This is a genomic window from Sphingorhabdus sp. (assembly GCF_044239045.1).
Classification (GTDB): Bacteria; Pseudomonadota; Alphaproteobacteria; order Sphingomonadales; family Sphingomonadaceae; genus Sphingorhabdus_B.
Genome location: NZ_JBIICD010000001.1, coordinates 23,666 through 46,436 on the forward strand (window position 1 = coordinate 23,666; position 22,771 = coordinate 46,436).

General features: G+C 55.5%; 23 protein-coding genes and 1 riboswitch. Of the genes, 15 read left to right on the forward strand and 8 right to left on the reverse strand.

The annotated features are described in order from the left end of the window. The first annotated feature begins 22 nt into the window (after positions 1–22). Positions 23–222: riboswitch (cobalamin riboswitch) on the forward strand. Between the two features lie 83 nt (positions 223–305). From ACILP4_RS00105 to ACILP4_RS00125, 5 genes are read left to right on the forward strand one after another with little or no spacing between them, the layout of a single operon-like run. Then, positions 306–2,153, forward strand: a complete 1,848-nt coding sequence (locus ACILP4_RS00105; RefSeq protein ID WP_395618727.1) for a TonB-dependent receptor plug domain-containing protein — start codon at positions 306–308, stop codon at positions 2,151–2,153. Continuing rightward, a complete protein-coding gene (locus ACILP4_RS00110; RefSeq protein WP_395618728.1) occupies positions 2,153–2,989 on the forward strand; it encodes an ABC transporter substrate-binding protein in 837 nt (278 codons plus the stop codon). Before ACILP4_RS00105 ends, ACILP4_RS00110 begins: the two co-directional genes overlap by 1 nt. Next, positions 2,986–3,951: a FecCD family ABC transporter permease gene (locus tag ACILP4_RS00115; protein WP_395618729.1), complete on the forward strand. Its 966-nt coding sequence runs from the start codon at positions 2,986–2,988 to the stop codon at positions 3,949–3,951. Before ACILP4_RS00110 ends, ACILP4_RS00115 begins: the two co-directional genes overlap by 4 nt. Next, a complete protein-coding gene (locus tag ACILP4_RS00120) occupies positions 3,948–4,724 on the forward strand; it encodes an ABC transporter ATP-binding protein (RefSeq protein ID WP_395618730.1) in 777 nt (258 codons plus the stop codon). Before ACILP4_RS00115 ends, ACILP4_RS00120 begins: the two co-directional genes overlap by 4 nt. After that, positions 4,721–5,878, forward strand: a complete 1,158-nt coding sequence (locus tag ACILP4_RS00125) for an alkaline phosphatase D family protein (RefSeq protein ID WP_395618731.1) — start codon at positions 4,721–4,723, stop codon at positions 5,876–5,878. The genes ACILP4_RS00120 and ACILP4_RS00125 overlap by 4 nt, the downstream gene beginning before the upstream one ends. Here the strand turns inward: ACILP4_RS00125 and ACILP4_RS00130 are convergent. The 4 genes from ACILP4_RS00130 to ACILP4_RS00145 all read right to left on the reverse strand — a co-directional run bounded on the left by ACILP4_RS00130 (position 5,862) and on the right by ACILP4_RS00145 (position 10,221). Further along, positions 5,862–7,403, reverse strand: a complete 1,542-nt coding sequence (locus ACILP4_RS00130; protein ID WP_395618732.1) for a PH domain-containing protein — start codon at positions 7,401–7,403, stop codon at positions 5,862–5,864. The genes ACILP4_RS00125 and ACILP4_RS00130 overlap by 17 nt on opposite strands. Then, entirely contained in the window at positions 7,400–7,873 is a 474-nt protein-coding gene (locus ACILP4_RS00135; protein WP_395618733.1) for a PH domain-containing protein, read from the reverse strand. Before ACILP4_RS00135 ends, ACILP4_RS00130 begins: the two co-directional genes overlap by 4 nt. A 72-nt stretch (positions 7,874–7,945) precedes the next feature. Continuing rightward, entirely contained in the window at positions 7,946–8,944 is a 999-nt protein-coding gene (locus tag ACILP4_RS00140; RefSeq protein ID WP_395618734.1) for an NAD(P)H-dependent flavin oxidoreductase, read from the reverse strand. Between the two features lie 20 nt (positions 8,945–8,964). Then, the gene (locus tag ACILP4_RS00145; protein WP_395618735.1) at positions 8,965–10,221 is read right to left on the reverse strand and encodes an aspartate kinase; all 1,257 of its coding nucleotides are present in this window, start codon (positions 10,219–10,221) and stop codon (positions 8,965–8,967) included. Between the two features lie 54 nt (positions 10,222–10,275). On the opposite strand from ACILP4_RS00145, the gene ubiG reads away from it, so the two are divergent. After that, complete coding sequence (gene ubiG / locus ACILP4_RS00150; RefSeq protein WP_395618736.1) at positions 10,276–11,013, forward strand: bifunctional 2-polyprenyl-6-hydroxyphenol methylase/3-demethylubiquinol 3-O-methyltransferase UbiG; 738 nt, start codon at positions 10,276–10,278, stop codon at positions 11,011–11,013. Positions 11,014–11,187: 174 nt separating this feature from the next. Here ubiG and ACILP4_RS00155 read toward each other — a convergent pair whose 3' ends face one another. Further along, positions 11,188–12,672 (reverse strand): replicative DNA helicase, encoded by a 1,485-nt coding sequence (locus tag ACILP4_RS00155; RefSeq protein WP_395618737.1) that lies wholly within the window; start codon positions 12,670–12,672, stop codon positions 11,188–11,190. A gap of 147 nt (positions 12,673–12,819) precedes the next feature. Here ACILP4_RS00155 and ACILP4_RS00160 point away from each other — a divergent pair, with 147 nt between their 5' ends. The 6 genes from ACILP4_RS00160 to ACILP4_RS00185 all read left to right on the forward strand — a co-directional run bounded on the left by ACILP4_RS00160 (position 12,820) and on the right by ACILP4_RS00185 (position 17,820). Continuing rightward, on the forward strand, positions 12,820–13,302 hold the full coding sequence (locus tag ACILP4_RS00160) for a UPF0262 family protein (protein WP_395618738.1): 483 nt from the start codon (positions 12,820–12,822) through the stop codon (positions 13,300–13,302). 108 nt (positions 13,303–13,410) lie between these two features. Next, entirely contained in the window at positions 13,411–14,076 is a 666-nt protein-coding gene (locus ACILP4_RS00165) for a glycoside hydrolase family 25 protein (RefSeq protein ID WP_395618739.1), read from the forward strand. Beyond that, a complete protein-coding gene (locus ACILP4_RS00170) occupies positions 14,073–14,504 on the forward strand; it encodes a cytidine deaminase (protein ID WP_395618740.1) in 432 nt (143 codons plus the stop codon). Before ACILP4_RS00165 ends, ACILP4_RS00170 begins: the two co-directional genes overlap by 4 nt. Before the next feature lie 101 nt (positions 14,505–14,605). Beyond that, positions 14,606–15,160, forward strand: a complete 555-nt coding sequence (gene dcd / locus ACILP4_RS00175) for a dCTP deaminase (RefSeq protein ID WP_333566736.1) — start codon at positions 14,606–14,608, stop codon at positions 15,158–15,160. A 128-nt stretch (positions 15,161–15,288) separates the two neighbouring features. Continuing rightward, positions 15,289–16,452 (forward strand): saccharopine dehydrogenase family protein, encoded by a 1,164-nt coding sequence (locus ACILP4_RS00180; protein WP_395618741.1) that lies wholly within the window; start codon positions 15,289–15,291, stop codon positions 16,450–16,452. Between the two features lie 42 nt (positions 16,453–16,494). Next, entirely contained in the window at positions 16,495–17,820 is a 1,326-nt protein-coding gene (locus ACILP4_RS00185) for a M20/M25/M40 family metallo-hydrolase (RefSeq protein WP_395618742.1), read from the forward strand. 48 nt (positions 17,821–17,868) lie between these two features. On the opposite strand, the gene ctrA is transcribed toward ACILP4_RS00185, so the two are convergent. Continuing rightward, positions 17,869–18,570 carry a response regulator transcription factor CtrA gene (gene ctrA, locus ACILP4_RS00190; RefSeq protein WP_395618743.1) on the reverse strand — a complete coding sequence of 234 codons (702 nt, stop codon included), beginning with the start codon at positions 18,568–18,570 and terminating at the stop codon, positions 17,869–17,871. A 418-nt stretch (positions 18,571–18,988) separates the two neighbouring features. On the opposite strand from ctrA, the gene ACILP4_RS00195 reads away from it, so the two are divergent. The 3 genes from ACILP4_RS00195 (at position 18,989) to ACILP4_RS00205 (ending at position 20,668) form a co-directional block, all read left to right on the forward strand. Further along, positions 18,989–19,702 (forward strand): pirin family protein, encoded by a 714-nt coding sequence (locus ACILP4_RS00195; protein WP_395618744.1) that lies wholly within the window; start codon positions 18,989–18,991, stop codon positions 19,700–19,702. A gap of 69 nt (positions 19,703–19,771) precedes the next feature. Then, entirely contained in the window at positions 19,772–20,173 is a 402-nt protein-coding gene (gene arfB, locus ACILP4_RS00200) for an alternative ribosome rescue aminoacyl-tRNA hydrolase ArfB (RefSeq protein ID WP_395618860.1), read from the forward strand. A 12-nt stretch (positions 20,174–20,185) separates the two neighbouring features. Continuing rightward, on the forward strand, positions 20,186–20,668 hold the full coding sequence (locus tag ACILP4_RS00205; protein ID WP_395618745.1) for a GAF domain-containing protein: 483 nt from the start codon (positions 20,186–20,188) through the stop codon (positions 20,666–20,668). 18 nt (positions 20,669–20,686) lie between these two features. Here ACILP4_RS00205 and ACILP4_RS00210 read toward each other — a convergent pair whose 3' ends face one another. Then, a complete protein-coding gene (locus tag ACILP4_RS00210) occupies positions 20,687–21,436 on the reverse strand; it encodes an arginyltransferase (protein ID WP_395618746.1) in 750 nt (249 codons plus the stop codon). A gap of 106 nt (positions 21,437–21,542) precedes the next feature. Beyond that, on the reverse strand, positions 21,543–22,763 hold the full coding sequence (locus ACILP4_RS00215; RefSeq protein ID WP_395618747.1) for a threonine ammonia-lyase: 1,221 nt from the start codon (positions 22,761–22,763) through the stop codon (positions 21,543–21,545). Positions 22,764–22,771: the final 8 nt, after the last annotated feature.

Below are 22,771 nucleotides of genomic sequence, written 5' to 3' on the forward strand. Positions count from 1 at the left end.
ACCTATATCCAAAAGCCGCCTAACCTCGCCACACGCACCAGGTCTGCGCGAGAGCGTGGATAATAGGGAAGCCGGCGGAAATCCGGCGCTGTTCCCGCAACTGTAACCGGCGAGCTTTTGCTCCATATGCCACTGGAAAAACGGGTGACCGTGAAACTGGGAAGGCGGGGCAAGAGCATTGACCCGGGAGCCAGGAGACCTGCCTGAATGCGGTTTGTCCTTTGTGCTTGCGGGACACTGGCGCAATCGGGGTTTTCCTCCGCGTGACGACATATTGTTGGACGTCATGCGAAGGAGATATATCCGTGACCCTGTTAAAAACTGCGGCAGCCGCGCTTGCGATGCTGCCGTTCACGGCCTTTGCGCAAACGGCAGAGGATGAAATTGTCGTCACTGCCAGCGGCTTTGCCCAGCCGCGCTCTGAAACCGGACAAGCCATCGACATTGTCGACCGCGACCGGCTCGACCAATTACAGAGCGCCACAATCGCAGAGGCGCTAAAGACCGTGCCAGGCGTCAGCATCGCGACGCGCGGCGGGCTGGGTAGCCAGAGCAGTGCCTTCATCCGCGGGGGGAGCAGCGCGCAGACATTGGTTCTCATCGACGGCGTCCGGATTAACGATCTTTCCAGCCCCAATGGCGCTTTCGACTTTGGCGCGTTGATGACGGGCAATATCGGCCGCGTCGAAATCTTGCGCGGGCCAAACTCCGTCATTTGGGGCAGCCAAGCGATTGGCGGCGTTGTGAATGTCCAATCCATTGCGCCGGTGGCTGGCCTTGAAGCCCGCATGGGGGCGGAATATGGAAGTTACGATACCCAAAGGGTGAACGCCAATATTGCCGGCAGCAGCGGCGTTTTGGAAGGCAGCGTCGGCGGTTCTTTCGTCACCAGCGACGGCATTTCGGCGCTGGCCGGTGGCACCGAACGCGATGGTTATGACAATCTGACGGGCAACGCGCGGCTAAAGGTGAACATCCATGATGGCTTCAGCCTTGATTTCCGCAGCTATTACAACCGCGCCACGGTTGCGTATGACACGGCCTTTGGTGTTGGCGCCAATGGCTTACCCGTATCGCGCAACCGCCAATTTGTCGGCTATGTTGGCGCGAATTTCGACTTGCTCGATGGTCGCCTACAAAACCGGATTGCTTATGCGCGCACCGATATAAAACGAATTGGCACCGATCCGGTGGTATTCAGTTTCAACAATTTCAACGTGCGCGGGGCAATTGACCGCGCCGAATATCATGCGGCGTTTGACCTGAACGATGCGCTGACCTTGGTCGCGGGCGCAGAATATGAACGCAGCTTCGCCAGCACCTCGTTCGAAGGTGCAGCGCCCGATATCGCCCGCAACCATCTGGGCAGCGGCTTTAGCCAAATGATCCTGCGTCCACTGACTGGCCTGACGCTGACGGCGGGCGTGCGACATGATATTTATGATGATTATGGCGGGCAAACGACCTTTGGCGGCAATGCGGCCTTTACCCCCAATGATGGGCGGACAATATTCCGCGCGACTTATGGTGAGGGGTTTCGCGCCCCCACCTTGACCGAAGGGCAGCCGCCTTATGGCAATACTGACCTCAAGCCAGAAACCGCGCGCAATTTCGATCTGGGCGTGGAACATCAATTTTTGGGCGACAACGTCCAAATCTTCGCGACCTATTTCAACCGCCGCAGCAACGACCTGATCGCGTTTTCATCGGTCACTGGCCAATCGGAAAATATCGATAAGGTGACGTCGAAGGGACTTGAGGCTGGCCTGAACCTGACGCCCATCGAGAACTTTCACATACAAGCAAGCTACACGCTGGTGGATGCCATCAACCGCACGGCAGGCGCAAATGTCGGCAAAAAGCAGACATTACGCCCGCAGCATAATGCCAGCCTGACCGCCGATTGGCAGACGCCCTTTGGCCTTTCTGTCGGCAGCAGCATATACTGGGTCGGCGACAGCTTCGACGATGTCGCGAACAATGTGCGCCTCAACGGCTATGCCTTATTCGGGCTTCGGGCGTCGATGCCGGTGACCGACGCGCTGGAGCTGTATAGCCGCATCGATAATTTGCTTAATGCCGACTATACGGTGGTCGCGGGCTATAACAGCTTTGGCCGGAACGCGACGATGGGCGTGCGGGCCAAATTCTGATGCGCTTGGGTTGGTGCCTTTTTGCCGCTTTTGCCTTGGCCAGCTGCGCCCGCCCGCCGGTCATCGCGCCGCATGGTGTTGTGTCCAACAATCCTTGCATTGATGCCGTTCTGGCCGAAATCGCATTGCCGGGCCAAGTCAGCGCGGTCAGCATCTATTCGCATGACGCCGATAGCGCATCCGCACCTTTGGCATGGGCACGGCAATTGCCCGCCATGGGCATGAGCGCGGAGGAATTATTATTGGCGCGGCCTAAATTGGTGTTGACGGGCAACCTTGCATCATCCGGAGCCAATGCGGTCCTCGCGCGCGCTGGCATTAAAACGATCGCGCTGGGCGTCGCGCCAACGATCGCCGACGACGTGCAACAGATCCGAACCATCGCCGCCGCACTCGACAGGACAGATGCTGGAGAAGCGCTGATTTCCGACATTCTGGAATCGCTACCCAGCACCCAATTTTCCGGACCATTTGTCTCGGCGATTATCTGGCAAAATGGCGGATTTGTGGCGGGTAAAGGCACGTTGCAGGACGAATTGCTGGCGCGCCACGGCTTTCGCAACGCCAGCGCGCAATATGGCCTATCCTCATGGGGTGTGCTGCCGTTAGAAACGCTGATGCGTAACCCGCCAATGGTGATCTTCATGCCCACCAATGCCCGCGATTCCGACGCCCGTGAAACGCGCGCACGGCAGGAATTACTCAGCCATTTGGGCGGACGCACCCGCATTGTCGACTTCCCCGACAGGCTGTTATTCTGCGGTGGTCCGACGATTATCAAAGTGTCGGCGATACTAAAGAAAACCCGCGCGTCCTTTGGTAAGGATAGGCCATGAATAACCGCGCCTTAACATCGCTCCTCTTGCTCCTCACGCTCGCTGCTTTTCTGCTGTCCTTGATGGCGGGCAAGGTTTGGATTTGGCCAATGTCTTGGGCGGCGGACAATGCCGATGGCTGGATATTCGTAGAATTGCGCCTGCCCCGCGCGGTGCTCGGGCTTTGCATTGGCGCAGTGCTTGGGCTTTCGGGCGCGGTATTACAGGGCTATCTGCGCAATCCGCTGGCGGACCCGACGGTGCTGGGCGTGTCGGCCAGCGCGGCATTGGGCGGCGTCGGTGCGATTTACCTTGGGCTCAACCTGCTGCCCTTCGGCCTTTTTGCTTGCGCAATGCTGGGTGCAGGGGCGAGTATTTTATTATTGCGCGCCATATCGCGCGGCGGTGGACCGATTGGCTTCATTCTGGGCGGCATGGTGCTGTCGACCTTGGCGGGCGCACTCACCGCCTTTGTCATCAGCATCGCGCCCAACCCGTTTGCTGCCAGTGAAATCATCAACTGGCTGATGGGCGCGCTGACTGATCGGTTGATGGCTGATGTCTGGACCGCCTTGCCGTTCATGGCGCTGGGTGTCGCTTTATTGCTCTCCACTGGCCGCGCCTTGGATGCGCTGACCTTGGGCGAAAATGGCGCAAAAAGCCTTGGCATCAATCTGTTACGCCTACAGTGGGTAATAGTGCTAGGCGTGGGTCTTGCCGTTGGCGCATCGGTCGCGGTGTCGGGTGTGGTCGGCTTTGTCGGGCTCATCGTCCCGCATCTCATCCGCGCTGTCTATGGCGAGCAGCCATCGAAAATATTGCTGCCCTCCGCCTTGGGCGGCGCAATCCTGACGCTGACTGCGGATAGCCTTGTCCGTTTGGTTCCTGGCCCGGGCGAAGTGCGGTTGGGCATTGCCATGGCGGTGCTGGGCGCGCCGTTTTTCTTGTTGCTGTTGCTGCGTTATCGCAAGGGTGCCGTATGACTTTGACCGTCCGCAACCTTGGTTTTGCTCATGTACATCAGCCCATTTTGGAAGGGATTGACGCGACGTTTGACGTCGGAAAGTTCACCGTCATTCTGGGGCCCAATGGCGCAGGCAAATCGACCTTGCTCGCATGTCTCGCTGGCCTTTTGAAACCGCAAACCGGCACCGTCAGCCTGCATGATGCAGGCATCACCGAAATGCCTCCAACCACCCGCGCCCGCCAAATCGGCCTTTTGCCGCAAGGCGCAGAAACGCATTGGGCGATACCGTCAGAGGCTTTGGTTGCCCTTGGCCGCATTCCCCATATGCGCGGCGCGGGGCTATCCGCAAACGACCGCAGGGCGATATCGGCAGCGATGTCGGCGACCGCCACCGAAGGCTTCGCCGATCGTCCAGTCACGCAGCTATCGGGTGGCGAACGCGCCCGTGTTCTTCTGGCGCGCGTGCTCGCAGGTGAACCCGAATGGATATTGGCGGATGAACCACTCGCGAACCTTGATCCCGGCTTTCAGCTCGACATTTTGAGTTTGCTGCAACGGCAGGCGGAAGCCGGAAAAGGCGTCGTCGCGGTGCTGCATGATCTGCAATATGCGGTGCGCTTTGCCGACCATCTGGTGTTGCTGCATGCCGGCCGTTTATTCGCGCAGGGCAGCGTCGATGATGTCATCACGCCTGCAAACTTGGCGCATGTTTACGGGATTGACGCGAATCTCTTCAACGACGAGGAAGGGACCGTCCAGCTATTCATCAAAGGCAAGGTCAGACCATGAAATATGCCCTCCCGATTATCCCCCTTTTGCTCTCTGGCTGCGCCATCAGCGTGACGTCGACCTCTAATATGCCCCCAGTTGCTCCACAGAGCGCCCAGGAGGCACTTCGACCTTATTACGCTACCTTGGACACCAAATTACCAAAGGCAGCCTCTAACCCCTCTCTAGCGGCCGATACGGTGATCACGCGTTTCGCCTTTGGCAGTTGCGTCAACGAAAATCGCGACATGAAGTTTTGGGACGTCATCGCCGCGCAAAATCCGCAGGCTTTTCTGCTGATTGGCGACAATGTCTATGGCGACACAAGGCCTACCAATGGCGCCGATATCCCGACGCTGGCCGCAAGCTATAAAAAGCTTAGCAGCCGCGCGGAGTTCGACCGTTTCCGCCGCAGCGTGCCGATGATGACCGCGTGGGACGATCATGATTATGGCGCCAATGACGCTGGCGGCGCATTTGCGTTCAAGGAATGGGCAGAGAAAGCCTATGAAACCTATTGGGGCTCCTCCGACGAGGTAAAATCCCGCCCCGGCGTTTATGAAAGCCGCATATTGGGGCCGAAGGGCAAACGCGTGCAGTTCATCATACTCGATGGCCGCTTTTTCCGATCAGACCTTGCCTCCATGACCTATCGCGACCCCGGCCCGACGCTGGGTTGGTACATTCCCAACATGGATCCCAACGCGACAATATTGGGCCAAGCGCAATGGAATTGGTTGGCGCAGGAACTCGAAAAACCTGCCGAATTGCGCTTCATCATTTCATCGACTCAGGTGATTACCGACGCGCATAATTTCGAAGGCTGGACCAATTTTCCCAAAGAACGCGATCGCTTATATGCGTTGCTCGGTCAAAAGGGCGTGAACAACGCCATTTTCCTGACCGGCGACCGGCATAGCGGTGGTTTTTACAAGACCAATGCCCCCGGCCTGTCCAAGCCATTATGGGATTTTACATCCAGCTCGCTCAATTTCGCCTTTGGCAAAGGAGATGGCAGCGAACGGGAACCCGACCCACGCCGGACAGGCGGATTTTGGGGCATCCCGAACTTCGGGCAAATCGACATTGATTGGGCAACAAAAAAGGTGACGATGACGCTGCGCAAGGATGATGGCAGCGTGATTGAAACGCAGGTGGCTAACGCGATTGATTGATCGCTGAATAATCGACCTCTACGACCTTTTCCATAACCGCCTCGCGGATTGCCTGTGCCGTCGACAGCGGCAAGGCAACCATTTCGAGCGTGCCACCTGCGATCCCAAATTTGAGCGAGGCCAGCCCGCAGCGCCGTGCCAATGGCCCTTGCGCAATCTCTATGCTTTGCACCTTCACTTGTGGCGCAAGCGTCAATTGCTGCTGCCACCAGCCGCGCCGCAGGTATAATTGCTGATTATCCAGCCCGAACCGATATTTGCGCCAGTCACACCAAAACAGGCATGCGGTAATGACCAACAGCAACGACAAAAACAGCGTCGGCGCCAAGGGCCTGTCTGCGAATATGAGCAGTGTCGCCATCGCAATCAATAACGGCGGTACAAGCAGGGCCAGCTGGATTAACCAGTGCAGTTTTGCTCCTTTGCGCAGCCGTTCGTCGCCATCCGGCGCGTCAATCCCCGCGGCCTGCGCAATGCGCCATACCTCACCCAACGTGGCCAATGGCGCGGCGACATAATTGCTTTCCTCCTTGCTATCCTGGGCAAGGCTCACAAATTTCAGGCTGTGCCAACCACGCCGTTTTCGGATTGGTCCAGTCTGTACAACCGCCGCCTGCACTCGGTGCGTGGGCATCACGACATCGGTTAGGGTGAAAAGACCGCGCCGCCGCCGGAAACCCTTTGACGATTGGGTCAGGCGAAACCCATGTTCGCGTAAGAAAGTGCGCCCAACACCCGTGGCCAAACCAATGAAAATCAGGCTGCTGAAAGCCCCAAAGGCCAAGATCAATTGTCCCGCCATACCTACGCCATTAATAGTGCTGACGCCCACGCCGCTGTCTTCAGCAAGACCAGCCCAGCGTTTCAAATCCCAAAAATCAAACGGCAGCAGAAAATCAAACTGCTGGGCAAAGCCGCCTAGAACCGCAAATATAACGAGTGAAAAGGAATAGAGGCCAAGGATAAAGACGCGTTTACCGTCCATCTCGAAAAGAGTTTCCGTATCCTCGGACTCGACCATCCCTGGAACCTCTTGCGCCACCGCTACGCCCGCCTTGCGTGAACGTACCAATGCGCGCAACCGGTTCGCTTCGTCCAAAGTAACGAAACTTAGCTTAGCATCATCACCATCCCCACCACCGGTTTCAAACTTAACCTCACTCAGCCCCATGATACGCGCCAGCGGCCTTTGCTGAATGCTCACATCCTGAATGCGTTCATAAGGAATGGAGCGGGCCGTGCGGTTCAATATGCCTTTTTCAATGCGGATATCATCGTCACCGACATGATAGCGAAAACGCAGCCATGTTAGCCAGCGGAAGAATAAACTGAGCGCCAGAACAGCCGCGACCATGATGGGGATCAGCGCAGGATTGTCTGATTTTCGCGCGCCAAAAACGGCAGCAAGCAATGGGAACAGCAATTGAGGCAGACCCGAAACAAAAGCGACGAACAGGCCGCTGATATGCAGCCGCTCGCCTTCCTGCAAGGTTACGTCAATTGGGCCGTCTATGGCTTGGTTCACAAAAGTTCTTGCCGAATGGCGGCGCGAATGGCCTCACGCATCGCCAGCGCATCGGCATGCGCCAAGCCCGGCAATGTCACGGTGCTGTTGTGATTACCCGCCGTGTGGACCGTCAGCTTGGCAAGGCCATAGCGCCGGTCGATCGGGCCTTGGTCCACATCAATATGCTGAATCCGCCCAAAGGGGACAAAGGTGTCGCGATAAAACATATAACCACGCACGACGCGCAACCGGCCCATGCCCATATCATAGCCCCAATGACGATATTTGCGGGCAGGCACCGTAAAGGCAACGAACGCGTAGACCAAAAGCATGGGTACGAGAAAGGTGCCGGGGGGCAGCAACTTTGCAAACTCCAACACCCCCGCCCCAAAAACAAATGGCAGCAAGCCAATTGCGGTGGCTATCCGGTTTGTCGTTATGAATGCGGGATCAAGTGGCGTCAGTTCCGGCAGGGCATCATCGGTCATGTCGCAAATATGCGCACACTGTGTTGTATTGGCAAGACGGTTTATCTGTCCTCTCGCAGGCGGGCGGGGATTTTATCGTGCCAAAGCGACGTTGGCCTCATCAACCAACTTGGCGATGATATCCACGACAGGTCGTTCAACATGGACCATGCCAACCGACTGCCCGGCCATCACGGAACCATATTCGACATCGCCGTCAATCACCGCGCGGCGAAGCGCCCCTGCCCAATATTTCTCAATCTCCAACTGCGCCGTTTCCATATCAATTTCGCCGCGATCGAGCATGGCCGCAATTTCAACTTGTTTCTTGGTGAACTCTTCTGTGCCCTTGTTCTTCAACGCCCGCACCGGGATGACGGGCAAGCGCGGGTCAATTTGCACACTGGCGATAGCATCGCGGGCATTGGCGCGCAGGAACGCCGCTTTGAAATTAGGGTGCGCTATGCTTTCATGGGCGCAGACAAAGCGTGTGCCCAGCTGCACACCCGCCGCCCCCATTTCCAGATAGCTTGCTATTGCGCCACCACGGGCAATGCCGCCCGCAACGAAAATCGGCAATTGATCTCCGAGCTCCGGCAAGATTTCCTGTGCCAACACGGATGTTGCGACTGGCCCGATATGGCCGCCCGCCTCGCTGCCCTCAATCACCAGCGCATCCACGCCGGAGCGCGCAAATTTCTTAGCAAGCGTTAAAGCGGGCGCAAAGCAAATAACCTTCGCACCAAAATCCTTAATGGCCTCAATACTGCCCTTGGGCGGCAGTCCCCCAGCCAACACCACATGGCTCACCTGATGGCGCGCGCAGATCGCAATCAGGTCCATGATCTGCGGATGCATGGTGATCAGGTTTACGCCGAATGGCTTGGCCGTAAGCGCTTTCGTCGCCGCAATTTCTGCATCCAATAACTCGGGTGTCATGGCGCCACAGGCAATCACGCCAAAGCCGCCCGCATTGGAGATTGCCGCAACAAGATTGCGCTCCGACACCCAAGACATGGCCCCGCACATAATCGCGACTTCGCAGCCCAAAAAGTCTGCGCCGCGCTGCATGAGATGTTGGAGTTTAGTCATATGTTAGCACCAATTTTTGTTTACTCTGCATCCAACCCATAAGCGGTATGCAGTACGCGAACGGCCAGTTCGGTTTCATCCTCATCGATTAGAACGCTAACCTTAATTTCGGACGTTGATATTGCCTGAATGTTGATTTTGCGGTCGGCGAGGCTGCTGAACATGGTCGAGGCAACGCCAGCATGGCTTTTCATACCCACGCCCACCACCGAGATTTTCGCGACCTTGGTGTCCGGAATAAGTCGATTATAACCAATGGCATCGCGGCGATTTTCGAGAATGTCGGTGCAACGCGCAAGGTCGGCTTGCGGGCATGTGAAGGTCACATCGGTCTCGCCCTTATCGCGGCCCACATTTTGAATGATCATATCGACGTTGATGTTGGCATCAGCCAGAGGCGTAAAAATATTGGCCACCGCGCCCGGACGGTCGGGGACGCGGGTGAGCGTAATTTTCGCTTCATTCTTGTCATGCGCGATGCCGGTGATCAGTTGGCGTTCCACTTGGCTATTCTCCAATTCTGCGTCGGTCACGATCATCGTGCCGGGAATGCTGTCGGCGTCGGGTGCACTGTCGTCAACGAAGGAGGACAGCACTTGAATCCGCACGCCTTCCTTCATCGCAAGGCCGACGGAGCGGGTTTGCAATACTTTTGAACCGACCGAAGCCAGCTCAAGCATTTCTTCATAGGTGACGGCCTTTAGCTTGCGCGCACGCGCAACTATGCGCGGGTCGGTGGTGTAGACGCCGTCAACATCGGTATAAATATCGCAGCGGTCGGCCTTTAGCGCGGCGGCCACGGCAACCGCAGATGTGTCCGATCCGCCGCGACCCAATGTTGTGATGCGGTTGTCATCGGTCAGGCCCTGAAACCCTGGAATGACGGCGATATTGCCTGCCTGCATCGACGCAAGCAAATCGTCAGTATCAATCGACCCAATGCGCGCCTTGGCATGGGCATCATCGGTATGGATCGGCATTTGCCAGCCCAACCAACTGCGCGCTTCGCAGCCAAGGGCTTGCAGGGTTATCGCCAGCAGGCCAGCCGTAATCTGTTCACCCGCTGCCACAACCACATCATATTCGGCTGGATCATAAAGCGCATTTGCTTCGCGACAGAAATTTACAAGTCGGTCCGTGTCGCCCGCCATGGCGGAAACGACGACAGCCACCTCGTCACCACGTTCAGACTGACGTTTGACCAATTGGGCAACACGGCGGATGCGTTCGGTACCGGCCATCGACGTGCCGCCAAATTTCATTACAATGCGCGCCATGAAAACCTTCAATAATCGCTATATTACAATCGCAGGCCCTGATAGGGACAGGATATGACAAACGCAAGCTTACCTAAGACAATCAACGCTGCGGAAGCCGCGCATTTTGGAGCCCTCGCCGCGGAATGGTGGGACCCGAAGGGCAGCTCCGCGATGCTGCATAAGCTGAACCCAGTGCGGTTGCGCTTCATCCGGTCTGCAATCGATGCGCATTTTGGCAGTGATGCCAAGTCGCGATATCCGCTGTCTGGCAAAGCCGCGCTAGACGTCGGTTGCGGCGCTGGTTTGCTTTGCGAACCACTCGCGCGGCTTGGCGGGGCCGTAACGGGCGTGGATGCCGCGCCTGAAAACATTGATGCGGCAAAGGCGCATGCGGCTTTGTCCGGCCTACCCATAAACTACCGCGCTGGCGAAATTGCCGCACAGGGCCTTGGTCAGTTTGACGTCGTGACCTGTATGGAGGTCATTGAACATGTCATGGACCCGGGGGGCTTTGTGGCGGAATTGGTCCGTCACCTCAGGCCCGATGGGCTGATGCTACTTTCAACGCCCAACCGCACAGCGGCGGCGCGTCTATTTCTGGTCGAGGCCGCCGAACGGCTTGGTCAGGTCCCACGCGGCACGCATGATTGGGACAAGTTCCTGACGCCTGAAGAATTGACAGATTTGCTTGCGGATGCGGGTCTCGAAGTGGTTGACATGCAGGGCATCGCCTTTTCACCGATGTCGGGCCTGCATTTAAGCGACAATTTGGCACTGAATTATATATTGAGTGCAAGGTTGCGTGGGTAGCCCCCTAGTTCGTTACCCTGAACGCATTACTTCGTCACCCTGAACTTGTTTCAGGGTCTATTTATCAGCTGCAACCGCCGGTCGTTTGGCACGATGGACCCTGAACCAAGTTCAGGGTGACGTTTTTGGCAAAGTGACGTTTTTTTCAAATGAAACGTCGTTCCAAACCCCGCCTCAATCATATCCCGCATTGGCATATTGATCGTCGGCCAAGTCGCTAAACCGCGTGATCTTCGCTTCGAACTTCATCCGCACGCGTCCGGTCGAACCATGGCGTTGTTTGGAGATGATCAATTCCGCGATACCGTGAATCCTCTCCATTTTTTCGTTCCAAGCCTCGAATGCAGGCGTGCCCTCATCGGGTTTCTTCATCAGCTCATAATAATCTTCGCGGTAGACGAACCACACCATATCGGCGTCCTGCTCGATTGAACCCGATTCACGCAAATCGGACAACATCGGTGTCTTATCTTCGCGCTGTTCGACCGCACGACTAAGCTGCGACAGTGCAACCACAGGTATGCTCAATTCTTTCGCCAGTGTCTTCAGACCTCGGCTGATTTCCGAAATTTCGTTGACGCGGTTGTCGCTAGCACGGCTTGAGCCCTGGAGTAGCTGCAGATAGTCAACAACGATAAGTCCGATCCCATGCCGGCGCTGTAACCGCCGAGCACGGGTGCGCAATGCTGCGATCGTCAGTGCAGGTGTGTCATCAATGAAAAGCGGCAATTCCTGCAACTCGCGCGACGCGCGCGAAAGCTCCCGGAAATCATCACGGGAAATTTTACCCATACGCAGCAATTCAGAACTAATCCCCGATTGCTCGGCCAAGATACGTGTCGCCAATTGGTCCGCGGACATTTCAAGGCTGAAAAACGCGACTTTCGCACCGGACCCCTTGGATTCTTCGATGCCGTCTTCACGCTCCTGAACCCAACGCCGCGCGGCGTTAAACGCGATATTGGTGGCCAGCGATGTCTTGCCCATGCCTGGACGTCCGGCCAAAATCACAAGGTCGGAATTGTGCAACCCGCCGCATTTGGAATTGATGCTGCTAAGGCCGGTCGTGATACCCGAAAGGCTACCACCCGAGTTAAGGGCCTTCTCGACATTGCGGATGGCCTCGGTAGACGCCTGCAAAAAGCTCTTCATTGAGCCGGTTTCACCCTCGCCCTCGGCAACCTTGTACAATGCGCTTTCGGCGGCTTCAATCTGTCCTTTGGGGTCTACGCTCTCACTGGTGTCGAGTGCATTGTCGACCAGAGTTCGGCCCACCGTCACCAGCTCCCGCAGCAATGCCAGATCGTAAATCTGCTGGGCAAAGTCGCGCGCGCCGATCAAACCTGCGCCATCGGCGGTGAGCTTAATGAGATACCCAGGCCCGCCAAGCTCCCGCATCGCCTCATCAGCTTCGAAAAATGGCTTCAGCGTAACCGGCGTGACCAACATGTTTCTGTCCATGAGGCGCTGGATTTGTTCAAAAATGCGCCCATGCAATGGCTCAAAAAAATGGTCCGGCTGCAAATTGATCGAGACATCCTCAATGATGCGGTTATCGATGAGGATGGCGCCCAAAAACGCAGCCTCCGCCTCAATATTGCGCGGTAAGCGTTGGGGGTCAGCTTCATTCGCTGCAGCAAGTCTGATCAATTCGGCCATAACTCCCTATCCTTTACCAAGTCCTGCGCTGCAAGGGGGCAGAAAAAGAAGTGCGGGGATATGGCTGTGGACAATTTTATGTACAACCCAGTTGCCCGTATCTCGTTAACCCCTTGCCCCAAAAATATCTCAAGCTAACACAGCATCATGGCGGACCCACGCATCATCAAAGTTGAACTGGACGAAGCAACGATCTTGCGGCGTAACGCCGATATTGAACAGGAACGCCGTGTCGCCATTTTCGACCTGATTGAAGATAATTTCTTCAAGCCGCTGCGTGACATGGGCGATGGCTATGCGGGACCGTATCATTTGTGCATCAGCGTCGCAGAGGGCCGCCTCATCCTCGATATCCGCCGTGAAGATGGGGCGCCGCACGAAACCTTGGTGCTCGGACTCGGGCGCTTTCGGCGTACGGTGAAGGATTATTTCGCTATCTGCGACAGCTATTATCAAGCCATCCGCAAGGCTAGCGCAGCGGAAATTGAGACTATCGATATGGCAAGGCGCGGAGTGCATAATGAGGCGGCTGAGCTGTTAATGGAGCGACTGGACGGTAAAGTGGAAGTGGATTTTGCCACCGCCCGCCGGCTGTTTACACTCATTTGCGTGTTGCACATTAAGGCGTAGCCGCCCGGCTTCCCATAACGCCTCTCGACTTCTTAAGGCCGGAGCGCCTATTAATAATGTCGAATCAAAGGGTTTAAACGGGGTTGCATGCTAAGGCGAAATCGCAAATTGATCCGCTGGGTCGTGCTCCTAATTGGTGTAGCTGCTATGGGCTATGCGGCGTGGAACTATATCACCGGATGGGCCCCGTCGCGCGATAGCTATCCCGTGCAGGGCATCGTTGCGAATGAAAGCAACGGGCAACCTAGATGGTCGGAATTGGGCGCAACGGGCGTCGATTTCGCGTACATCACCGCCGTCGAGGGCGCACGCGGCCGCGATCCGCAGTTTCAGGCCAATCTGTCGGCTGTGCAGGAGGCGGGCATTCGCTTTGGCGCTCTGCATCATTATGACCTGTGCCGTTCGGCATCCGAACAGGCGACGATTTTCATCACCAGCGTACCCCGTAACGACCGGGCGCTGCCGCCTGCGGTGCAAATGGATTTTTCAGAAGGCTGCAAGAGCCGCCCGAACCGCGCCTTGATTTTGGCAGAATTGGCGACTTTCTTGAACCAGATTGAGGCGCATAGCGGGACCCCAGCAATCCTGTTACTAACGCCAAACTTCGAGGAGGAGTATCAAGTGAGCAAGTCGATTGACCGCAACATCTGGCTCGAAGGCAACGGTTTTTCTCCCGATTATTCGGCGCGCCCTTGGGTGATGTGGACCGCCAATAGCCAGCGCCGCGTGCGCGGCATTGACGGTGCGGTGCGCTGGGTCGTGGTGCGCAAATGAGCGCGGTTACAAAACGCTTGGTCGAAGCCGCAATAGACGCCGCAAAGACCGCTTATGCGCCTTATTCCAATTTCCATGTGGGCGCAGCGTTGTTGCTCGACAATGGTCAGATTGTGACCGGCAGCAACTTTGAAAATGCAAGCTACGGCATGACATTATGCGCCGAAACCGTCGCCATTTCTAAAGCTAATAGTGATGGCCAATTGCAGGCGATCCGCGAGATTGCGGTCGCTGGCGGCCTGGCCGGACATGTTGGCAAAGGGGCGGAACCCATTACCCCATGCGGTCGTTGCCGTCAGATTATTAAGGAAGTGGCGGACCTTACCGAAACCGACATTCCCGTGCACTGCGCCCATGCGACGGGCTATGCTACATTCCGTTTGTCGGAATTGCTGCCGCACGGATTTGGCCCTGCAAACTTAAAATAGTTCGGGTATCTGGTCGTCAAGATACGCACAATTTTTTCATCCCCGCCACTTGCACGCGCATCGCAAATTGGCAAAAGTGGTTCGAATAACAGGGAGTGATTATGTCCATTTTGTCTGACATCTGGATCCGCGAACAAGCGCAAGCCACCGGCATGATTGAACCTTTTGTGGAGGCTCAACGCCGCGATGGCTGCATCAGCTATGGCTTGTCCTCTTATGGCTATGACGCGCGCGTGGCGGACGAGTTCAAGATTTTCACCAATGTCGATAGCTCCATCGTCGACCCCAAGGATTTTGACCCAAAAAGCTTCGTCGATCGCAAGACCGATGTCTGCATCATCCCGCCCAACAGCTTTGCCTTGGCCCGCACGGTTGAATATTTCCGCGTACCCCGCGATGTGCTGGTCATCTGCCTTGGCAAGAGCACTTATGCCCGCTGCGGCATTATCGTCAACGTCACACCACTGGAACCCGGTTGGGAAGGCCATGTGACGCTGGAGTTCAGCAACACGACGCCGCTGCCCGCCAAAATCTACGCCAATGAAGGCGCGTGCCAGTTCCTGTTCCTAAAAGGCGAACAGCCCTGCGAAACCAGCTACGCCGACCGCGCGGGCAAATATATGGGCCAGCGCGGGGTGACTTTGCCGAAGCTTTAGGCTGCCTGCCAACGGCCTTGTGGTCAATAGATTGAACTAAGGCATTTTGTATTTGCCGATTCGATTTTGGTCGACACATCGCGCGTTTTTGCGCATCGATTATTCAACCAATTTTTCGGGAGAGAAACATGCCAGCTGAAAACCGCGAATTCGATATCATTGTCTATGGCGCGACGGGCTATACTGGTCGTTTAGTCGCCGAATATCTGAAAGACAAAAATGGCCTGAAATGGGCCATGGCGGGACGCAGCGCGGATAAGCTGGCGCAAGTACGTGACCTGATTGGTGCAGCGGCAGACACGCCATTGATTGTGGCCGATGCGTCTGACCCCGATACGCTAAATGCAATGGTTAAGCGGACCAAAGTCGTTTTGACGACGGTTGGCCCTTATCAGCTATATGGCAATGAACTTGTGGCCGCCTGCGTGGCCAATGGCACCGATTATACAGATTTATGCGGTGAGCCTGCATGGATGCGCCAGAAAATCGACCAGCATGATACCGCCGCAAAGGCGTCAGGCGCGCGCATCGTATTTTCCGCTGGCTTTGATTCCATTCCCTTCGACTTGGGCGTGTTGATGCTGCAAAAGCATTGCGTTGCAACATTTGGTACGCCTGCGCCGCGGGTGAAGGGCCGTGTACGCGCGATGAAAGGCACCTTTTCAGGCGGTACCGCAGCCAGCTTAAAAGCGACCATGGCTGCAGCTGCCAAGGATCCTGCAGTCATCGGCTATTTGACCAACCCGTTCAGCCTCTCTGCCGATTTTGCTGGCCCGCCGCAGCCTGCGGGCAACAAGCCTGAATATGATGTAAGCTTAGGCAGCTGGGCGACCAATTTCGTCATGGCCCCGATCAACACCAAAAATGTCCACCGCACCAACCATTTGCTCGGCCATGCTTATGGCGCCGATTTTGTCTATGATGAAATGATGCTAACGGGCCCCGGCGAACAGGGTGAAGCCATTGCCAAGCATGTCGCATCCACCCCGATGATGGGCGGCGCGGATGATCCCAAGCCCGGCGAAGGCCCATCCAAGGAAGAACGCGAAACCGGCTTTTATGACGTGCTGTTCGTTGCAGAATATCCTGATGGCCGCACGGCGCGTTTCAGCGTGAAGGGCGACCGTGACCCTGGCTATGGCTCGACCAGCAAGATGATTAGCGAAACCGCAATTGCTTTGTGCGCGCATGACGGTTCTGGCGGCGTGACGACACCGGGTGCTGCTTTGGGCGAGCAGCTTGTGGACCGGTTGCAGAAAAATGCCGGACTGACGTTCGCTGTTGAAGGCTAAATAGGTTCATACTGCGCCGGACGGAATGGGACAGGAACGATAATGAAAAAATTACACGCACTGGCAGGCATAATCGCCATTGGTTTAGCTTCTCCGGCAATTGCGCACACCCATTCCCAAGGAAAGCCGCAGCAAGAGCGCCTGAAAGCTGACGTTGAAAAACTCGTCAGCTTTGGCACGCGCCATACTTTGTCATCGGCAACGGACCCGAAACGCGGCATCGGCGCCGCCCGCAAATGGGCGCAAAGCGAGTTTATGAAAATCGCCAAGGCCTGCAACGGATGCCTGCAAACCGAATTACTTGAACGTAACATGTCCGGTCCGCGCATTCCAAACGGGGTCAATATTGTTGATGTGCTCGCAATTAAGCCCGGCAAAATGGGCTGGGACCATGTTATCATTATCGCCGGACATATCGACAGCCGCGTTTCCGATGTGATGGATTTCTCCAAGGATGCACCGGGCGCGAATGACGACGGTTCGGGCAGCGCATTGGTGATTGAGGCTGCACGCATCATGTCGCAGCAGCCGCAGAATGAGGCGACGATTGTCTTTGCTCTACTGTCGGGCGAAGAACAGGGCCTGATGGGTGGGCGGCTGCTCGCTGAAACCGCAAAGGAACGTGGTTGGAAAGTCAGCGCCATGTTGAACAATGATATTGTCGGCGGCACGCTTGGCACCGACGGACGCAAGGTTGAAAATGTCGTACGGGTCTTTAGCGAAGGCATTCGTGCCTCCGAAGATTTGGCAGGGCAGATGGCCCGGCGCAACAGTGGCGGCGAAGACGATGGCCCAAGTCGTTCTCTGATGCGTTACGCTGACAAGGTTGCGGCTGAGGCTTATCCTGACGTGACACTGGATGTCTTTGGCGTTCGCCGTCCTGACCGCTTTGCGCGCGGCGGCGATCATTTGCCCGCGCTCGAGCTTGGCTTTCCGGCAATCCGCTACACCGTCGGCGTGGAGAATTATCATCACCAGCACCAGGATGTGCGTACCGAAAATGGCATCGAATATGGCGACACCGTCGACAAGATGGACTTCGACTATTTGACCAAGGTGACCATGTTAAATATCCTGACGGCCACGGCATTGGCCGATGCACCGCCAGCGCCTGCGTCTGCGATGTTGGGCGGCGCGGTCACATCCAACACCACTGTCAAATGGGACGCAAGCCCGGGCGCGCAACGCTATCGCATTTATCAGCGCCGCGCAGACGCGCAGGATTGGACCTTTGTCCGCGACGTGCTTGGGACCGAAACGGTACTGGAAGGCGTAATCGTTGATGATCATTTTGTGGGCGTCAGTGCGTTAAGTCCGAAAGGCGCTGAAAGCACGATCACTTTCGCTGGCCTACCGCCGCGCCGTTGAGCCACACATAGCAATGGGTGCAGCCATCGGCTGTTAAGCGAAGCCGCTTCAGGCGACGAGTGGCTGTTCCACATTATCCAGATCACGCAGTGCATAACCGCGGCCCCACACCGTTTCGATGTAGTTTTCGCCGTCACAGGCGAGCGCCAATTTCTTGCGCAGCTTGCAGATGAAGACGTCGATGATTTTCAATTCAGGCTCGTCCATGCCACCATATAAATGGTTTAGGAACATTTCCTTGGTAAGTGTCGTGCCTTTTCGTAGGCTCAACAATTCAATCATCGCATATTCCTTGCCTGTAAGATGTATGCGACTGCCATCGACTTCAACGGTTTTGCTGTCGAGGTTCACGGACAATTTGCCGGTGCGGATGACGGACTGCGAATGGCCTTTGGAGCGGCGCACAACCGCGTGGATACGCGCGACCAGTTCGGCGCGATGAAATGGCTTCGTGACATAATCATCAGCCCCAAAGCCGAAGGAGCGAATTTTACTGTCCATCTCACCAATGCCTGAAATAACAAGCACTGGCGTTTGCACTTTGGAAGCACGCAGCTTTTTCAAGACGTCATAACCGTGCATGTCGGGCAAATTCAAATCGAGCAATATGAGGTCATAATCATAGAGCATGCCCAGATCGAGCCCCTCCTCACCCAAGTCGGTCGTGTAGACGGCGAACCCGTCCGCCACGAGCATTATTTCAATGGCCTTCGCCGTGTTAGGTTCATCTTCAATCAAAAGAACACGCATGGGCAAACCCCTTTTTCAAACCCCCAAATTCGCGCGAATTAATCCAGCAGTGCTTCGAACTTTATTAACCATAAGGGGGCTCAACTTAAAAGGTAAATTTTGCATTAATACTTTGATTTTTATGAGTTATGATATTTTTGTAACAAAAAATGACTATTTTCCAAGGGTAACAGATTTTACAGAAATGTAAATTTTTATGAATGATTTGTAACATTTCTGGAAACTAGCCTCGGAAACCCAAGAAACATATTTGCGACAGCGAAAACTTAACAGAAGTTAAGATAATCACCGACACAGTTGGGCGGACAGGAAATCGGCAATAAGGCGCACAGTATGTTTCTTAACGTTTCTATTTAAATACCAATATCGTGAACTATCTTGGACACATCAAAAACATCCTGCTGATGGAGTGCGCGACATGACCGACGCAAAAACTAAAATTGAAATTCGTCCTTTTGAAACGCTGGGCGCGGCGAACCATGGCTGGCTTGAAGCACATCACCATTTTTCATTTGGCAGCTATCACGATGCTGCTCGGATGAGCTGGGGCGCTATCCGTGTCTGGAATGACGACGTGATTGCGCCGCAGTCGGGCTTTCCACCCCATCCCCATGCCGACATGGAAATTATCACCTATGTTCGCACTGGCGCCATCACGCACAAGGACAGCCTAGGCAATGAAGGCCGCACGGCAGCTGGCGATGTTCAAGTTATGAGCGCAGGCAGCGGCATTCGCCATGCGGAGTATAATCTGGAGAATGAACCAACAACCTTGTTCCAAATCTGGATCATGCCAAATCAGACCGGCGGCACCCCCAGTTGGGGCGCAAAGCCATTCCCCAAGGGCGACCGTTCCGGCGCGTGGCAAATTCTCGCCAGCGGCTTTGACGAAGATAGTGACGCCCTGCCCATCCGCACCGACGCACGCGTCCTTGGCGCGACCATTAAAGCGGGTGGAAGCCTCGAATATGCCATTGGCGCAAATCGACATGCCTATATGGTGCCAGCCAGTGGCGCGATTGAAATTGATGGTCAGCGTGCACATGCCCGCGATGGCGTGGCCATCGGCGAAGGGACGGTCACCATAAACGCAATCGAGGACGCCGAAATCGTTCTGGTGGACTCGCGGTAACCCACCTCAGCGTTAGCGGAGCGGTTGTGACATTGGCAAAATGTGACGTTGGCTGTTACAACTATCATTATGGCCTTTGACCTTCCCGAAGATTTGCTTGAAGAAACCTTCTTGGCCTCAACCGGGCCGGGTGGGCAGAATGTCAACAAGGTTGCAACCGCCTGCCAATTGCGTGTCGATGTTTATGCACTGGGTCTGCAACCTTATGCCTTTCGCCAGTTGAAAGTACTGGCGGGCAGCAAAATGACGATTTCAGGCGAGCTTATTGTCACGGCACGCAGCCATCGAACGCGGGAGGCCAATCGGCAGGACGCGCGCGCGCGGGTGATAGAGCTGATCGACCGCGCACATATCCGCCAACCCCGCCGCGTAGCCACAAAGCCAAGCAAGGCTGCCAAGGCACGGCGGGTTGATGCCAAAAAAGGCAGATCCACGGTCAAGAAAAACCGTGGCAAGGTCAGTTTCGATTGATAAGGCAGGACGATGTACACATTTAAAATTGATGCTTCAGCACCTAAAGCCGACCTATACACCGAATTGGTGCGAGCTGCCGATGCGCTCACCAGTGCTGAGCCCGATGCTGTTGCCAATATGGCGAACATCGCGGCCTTGCTTTGGGAATATCTACCGGACGTAAACTGGACGGGATTCTACCGCGTGGTCGATGGCGAACTGGTTTTAGGGCCTTTTCAAGGCAAGGCAGCCTGTATCCGCATTCCATTTGGCGAAGGTGTTTGCGGGACCGCCGCGCAATCGGGCAAGACGCAGTTGGTGGCAGATGTGCATGCCTTCCCAGGCCATATTGCCTGCGATACCAATAGCGCGTCCGAACTGGTTGTGCCTGTGCTGCGCAATGGCATGGTTATCGCGGTCATTGACCTCGATAGCCCAACACTGAACCGCTTTGATACCGAAGACGCAAAGGGCATCAAGCTACTCGCCGAGAGTATCGCTGACAGAATTTGAATGACCTAGAGGCCCATTCTAGACCGCCTCAGCGTCAGGATCGAAGCATTCCCATCCGTCAGGCCCAAGGCGCTCCAACGGCCTGTAACGTGTCTTATATTGCATCCGTGCCGCACCATTCACCCAATAGCCCAAATAGACATAAGGAAGGCCTGCAGCTTTGGCGCGCATGATGTGGTCCATGATGATAAAATTGCCGAGACCAGAACGCCCCTCAATCTCCGTATCGTAAAAGCTGTAGATCATCGACATGCCGTCGCTCTGCTGATCGGTCAGGCACGCGCCAACTAATTCCCCAATCTGGCCGAAACGCGGCGGAGTTCGGTATTCAATGACTTGGCTGCGCACAGGTGATTGTTCGACCATATCGGCATAATCCATGTCATCCATATTCACCATACCACCATCAGGATGGCGTGAGGTAAGATAACGGCTTAGCAGGTCATATTGCTCGGCCGTTGACCAAGGGCGGCAAGCGCTCACAACCAAATCAGCATTGCGCCGCAAAATTCGGCGCTGGGTGGCATTAGGACGGAATTCAGCGGTTTGCACGCGCACCGAAACACATGCCTTACAGTCCAAGCAACTTGGTCGGTAAGCCACATTCTGGCTACGGCGAAAACCAATACGACCAAGTGCTTCGTTAAGTTCATCGGCATGATCGCCGTTGAGTTCGGTAAAGACTTTCCGTTCAATTTTGCCCGGCAAGTAAGGACAAGGGCCAGGGCTGGTTACAAAAAATCGCGGAAAACGGATTGGTGCACTCATATTCTCTCCGCTGGGCTACGTAGGCCTATGATCCATTAATAACCTAATGATGCACAGCTCATCTTATGCTCAATAGCCCATTTACGATCTTGCTCGGGATGCCTGCTTATTTGTTAAGCTCAACTCGTTCCACCTTGTAGCCAGCATCATTCAAACCATCAACAAGTCCTTGTAATTGATTGGCATCACGCGCTTCGCATTCAATATCGGTGATCAATCCCTTGGCTGGCAAGGTCGTAAAAATCCGCTGATGATAAATTTCAATGATGTTGACATTATGCTCGTTGAACAAACGCATCACTTTATACAGCGCGCCGGGGCGGTCCTGCAGTGTCAAACGCAGGCGCGCCAAGCGACCCGATCGCGCAAGGTCCCGCAAAAGGACGTTCGCCAGCAACCGCGTATCGATGTTACCACCGCATAAGACGACACCGACATTCTTACCTGCGAATTTCTCAGGATGGGCCATCACCGCAGCAAGACCCGCCGCACCTGCGCCTTCGACAACCGTCTTTTCAATCTGTAGCAACAGGCTGACGGCAGTTTCCAATTGCGCTTCACTCACCAAGACAATTTCGTCGACCAGTTCGCGGATTACTTCGCTAGTGAATGTGCCGGGCATTTTGACCGCTATGCCCTCTGCCAAAGTGTCGCCTTCGCATGGCATTTGAAGATTATTCAGCAAAGCATACATTGAGGGGTAAAGCTCCGCTTGAACACCAATGAGACCGATATCAGGCTTCAACGCGCGTGCAACCGTACCCATTCCGGACAGTAAGCCGCCGCCGCCAATAGGCACGACCAACATATCTAGGGACGGGATGCTCTCGAGCATTTCAAGCGCAACCGTACCCTGCCCTGCGGCAACGTTCGGGTCGTCAAAAGGATGTACAAAGGTCAGCCCCTGCTCCGCCTCAAGCTCCCGAGCATGCTTGTAAGCATCGTCAAAAGTCTCGCCAAACAGCACGACCTTGCCGCCAACACTCTCAGTCTGCATGACCTTAACCGTTGGCGTTGTCACTGGCATGACGATTGTCACTGGAATACCAAGGCGAGTACCATGATAGCTCAGCCCCTGCGCATGGTTGCCGGCCGACGCTGCGATCACGCCTTTACTGCGTTGTTCTTCAGAAAGCAGTAGAATCGCATTCAGCGCTCCACGCTCTTTATAGGCAGCAGTGAACTGCAGGTTTTCGAACTTTAGGTAGATATTTGCGCCCGTCAGCTTTGACAAAGTCTGGCTAGGCAAAGTCGGCGTTGCCACGATGGAATCGCGAATACGCTCATGGGCGGCGCGGACATGGTCCAGGGTTAATAGGTCAGACATATAAAATG

Bases quoted from the DNA above. Each gene is read 5' to 3' on its own strand.
- ACILP4_RS00110 (WP_395618728.1), top strand. From the start codon at position 2,153: ATGCGCTTGGGTTGGTGCCTTTTTGCCGCTTTTGCCTTGGCCAGCTGC.
- ACILP4_RS00115 (WP_395618729.1), top strand. From the start codon at position 2,986: ATGAATAACCGCGCCTTAACATCGCTCCTCTTGCTCCTCACGCTCGCT.
- ACILP4_RS00120 (WP_395618730.1), top strand. From the start codon at position 3,948: ATGACTTTGACCGTCCGCAACCTTGGTTTTGCTCATGTACATCAGCCC.
- ACILP4_RS00125 (WP_395618731.1), top strand. From the start codon at position 4,721: ATGAAATATGCCCTCCCGATTATCCCCCTTTTGCTCTCTGGCTGCGCC.
- ACILP4_RS00135 (WP_395618733.1), bottom strand. From the start codon at position 7,873: ATGACCGATGATGCCCTGCCGGAACTGACGCCACTTGATCCCGCATTC.
- ACILP4_RS00140 (WP_395618734.1), bottom strand. From the start codon at position 8,944: ATGACTAAACTCCAACATCTCATGCAGCGCGGCGCAGACTTTTTGGGC.
- ACILP4_RS00145 (WP_395618735.1), bottom strand. From the start codon at position 10,221: ATGGCGCGCATTGTAATGAAATTTGGCGGCACGTCGATGGCCGGTACC.
- ubiG (WP_395618736.1), top strand. From the start codon at position 10,276: ATGACAAACGCAAGCTTACCTAAGACAATCAACGCTGCGGAAGCCGCG.
- ACILP4_RS00155 (WP_395618737.1), bottom strand. From the start codon at position 12,672: ATGGCCGAATTGATCAGACTTGCTGCAGCGAATGAAGCTGACCCCCAA.
- ACILP4_RS00160 (WP_395618738.1), top strand. From the start codon at position 12,820: ATGGCGGACCCACGCATCATCAAAGTTGAACTGGACGAAGCAACGATC.
- ACILP4_RS00170 (WP_395618740.1), top strand. From the start codon at position 14,073: ATGAGCGCGGTTACAAAACGCTTGGTCGAAGCCGCAATAGACGCCGCA.
- dcd (WP_333566736.1), top strand. From the start codon at position 14,606: ATGTCCATTTTGTCTGACATCTGGATCCGCGAACAAGCGCAAGCCACC.
- ACILP4_RS00180 (WP_395618741.1), top strand. From the start codon at position 15,289: ATGCCAGCTGAAAACCGCGAATTCGATATCATTGTCTATGGCGCGACG.
- ACILP4_RS00185 (WP_395618742.1), top strand. From the start codon at position 16,495: ATGAAAAAATTACACGCACTGGCAGGCATAATCGCCATTGGTTTAGCT.
- ctrA (WP_395618743.1), bottom strand. From the start codon at position 18,570: ATGCGTGTTCTTTTGATTGAAGATGAACCTAACACGGCGAAGGCCATT.
- ACILP4_RS00195 (WP_395618744.1), top strand. From the start codon at position 18,989: ATGACCGACGCAAAAACTAAAATTGAAATTCGTCCTTTTGAAACGCTG.
- arfB (WP_395618860.1), top strand. From the start codon at position 19,772: ATGGCCTTTGACCTTCCCGAAGATTTGCTTGAAGAAACCTTCTTGGCC.
- ACILP4_RS00205 (WP_395618745.1), top strand. From the start codon at position 20,186: ATGTACACATTTAAAATTGATGCTTCAGCACCTAAAGCCGACCTATAC.
- ACILP4_RS00210 (WP_395618746.1), bottom strand. From the start codon at position 21,436: ATGAGTGCACCAATCCGTTTTCCGCGATTTTTTGTAACCAGCCCTGGC.
- ACILP4_RS00215 (WP_395618747.1), bottom strand. From the start codon at position 22,763: ATGTCTGACCTATTAACCCTGGACCATGTCCGCGCCGCCCATGAGCGT.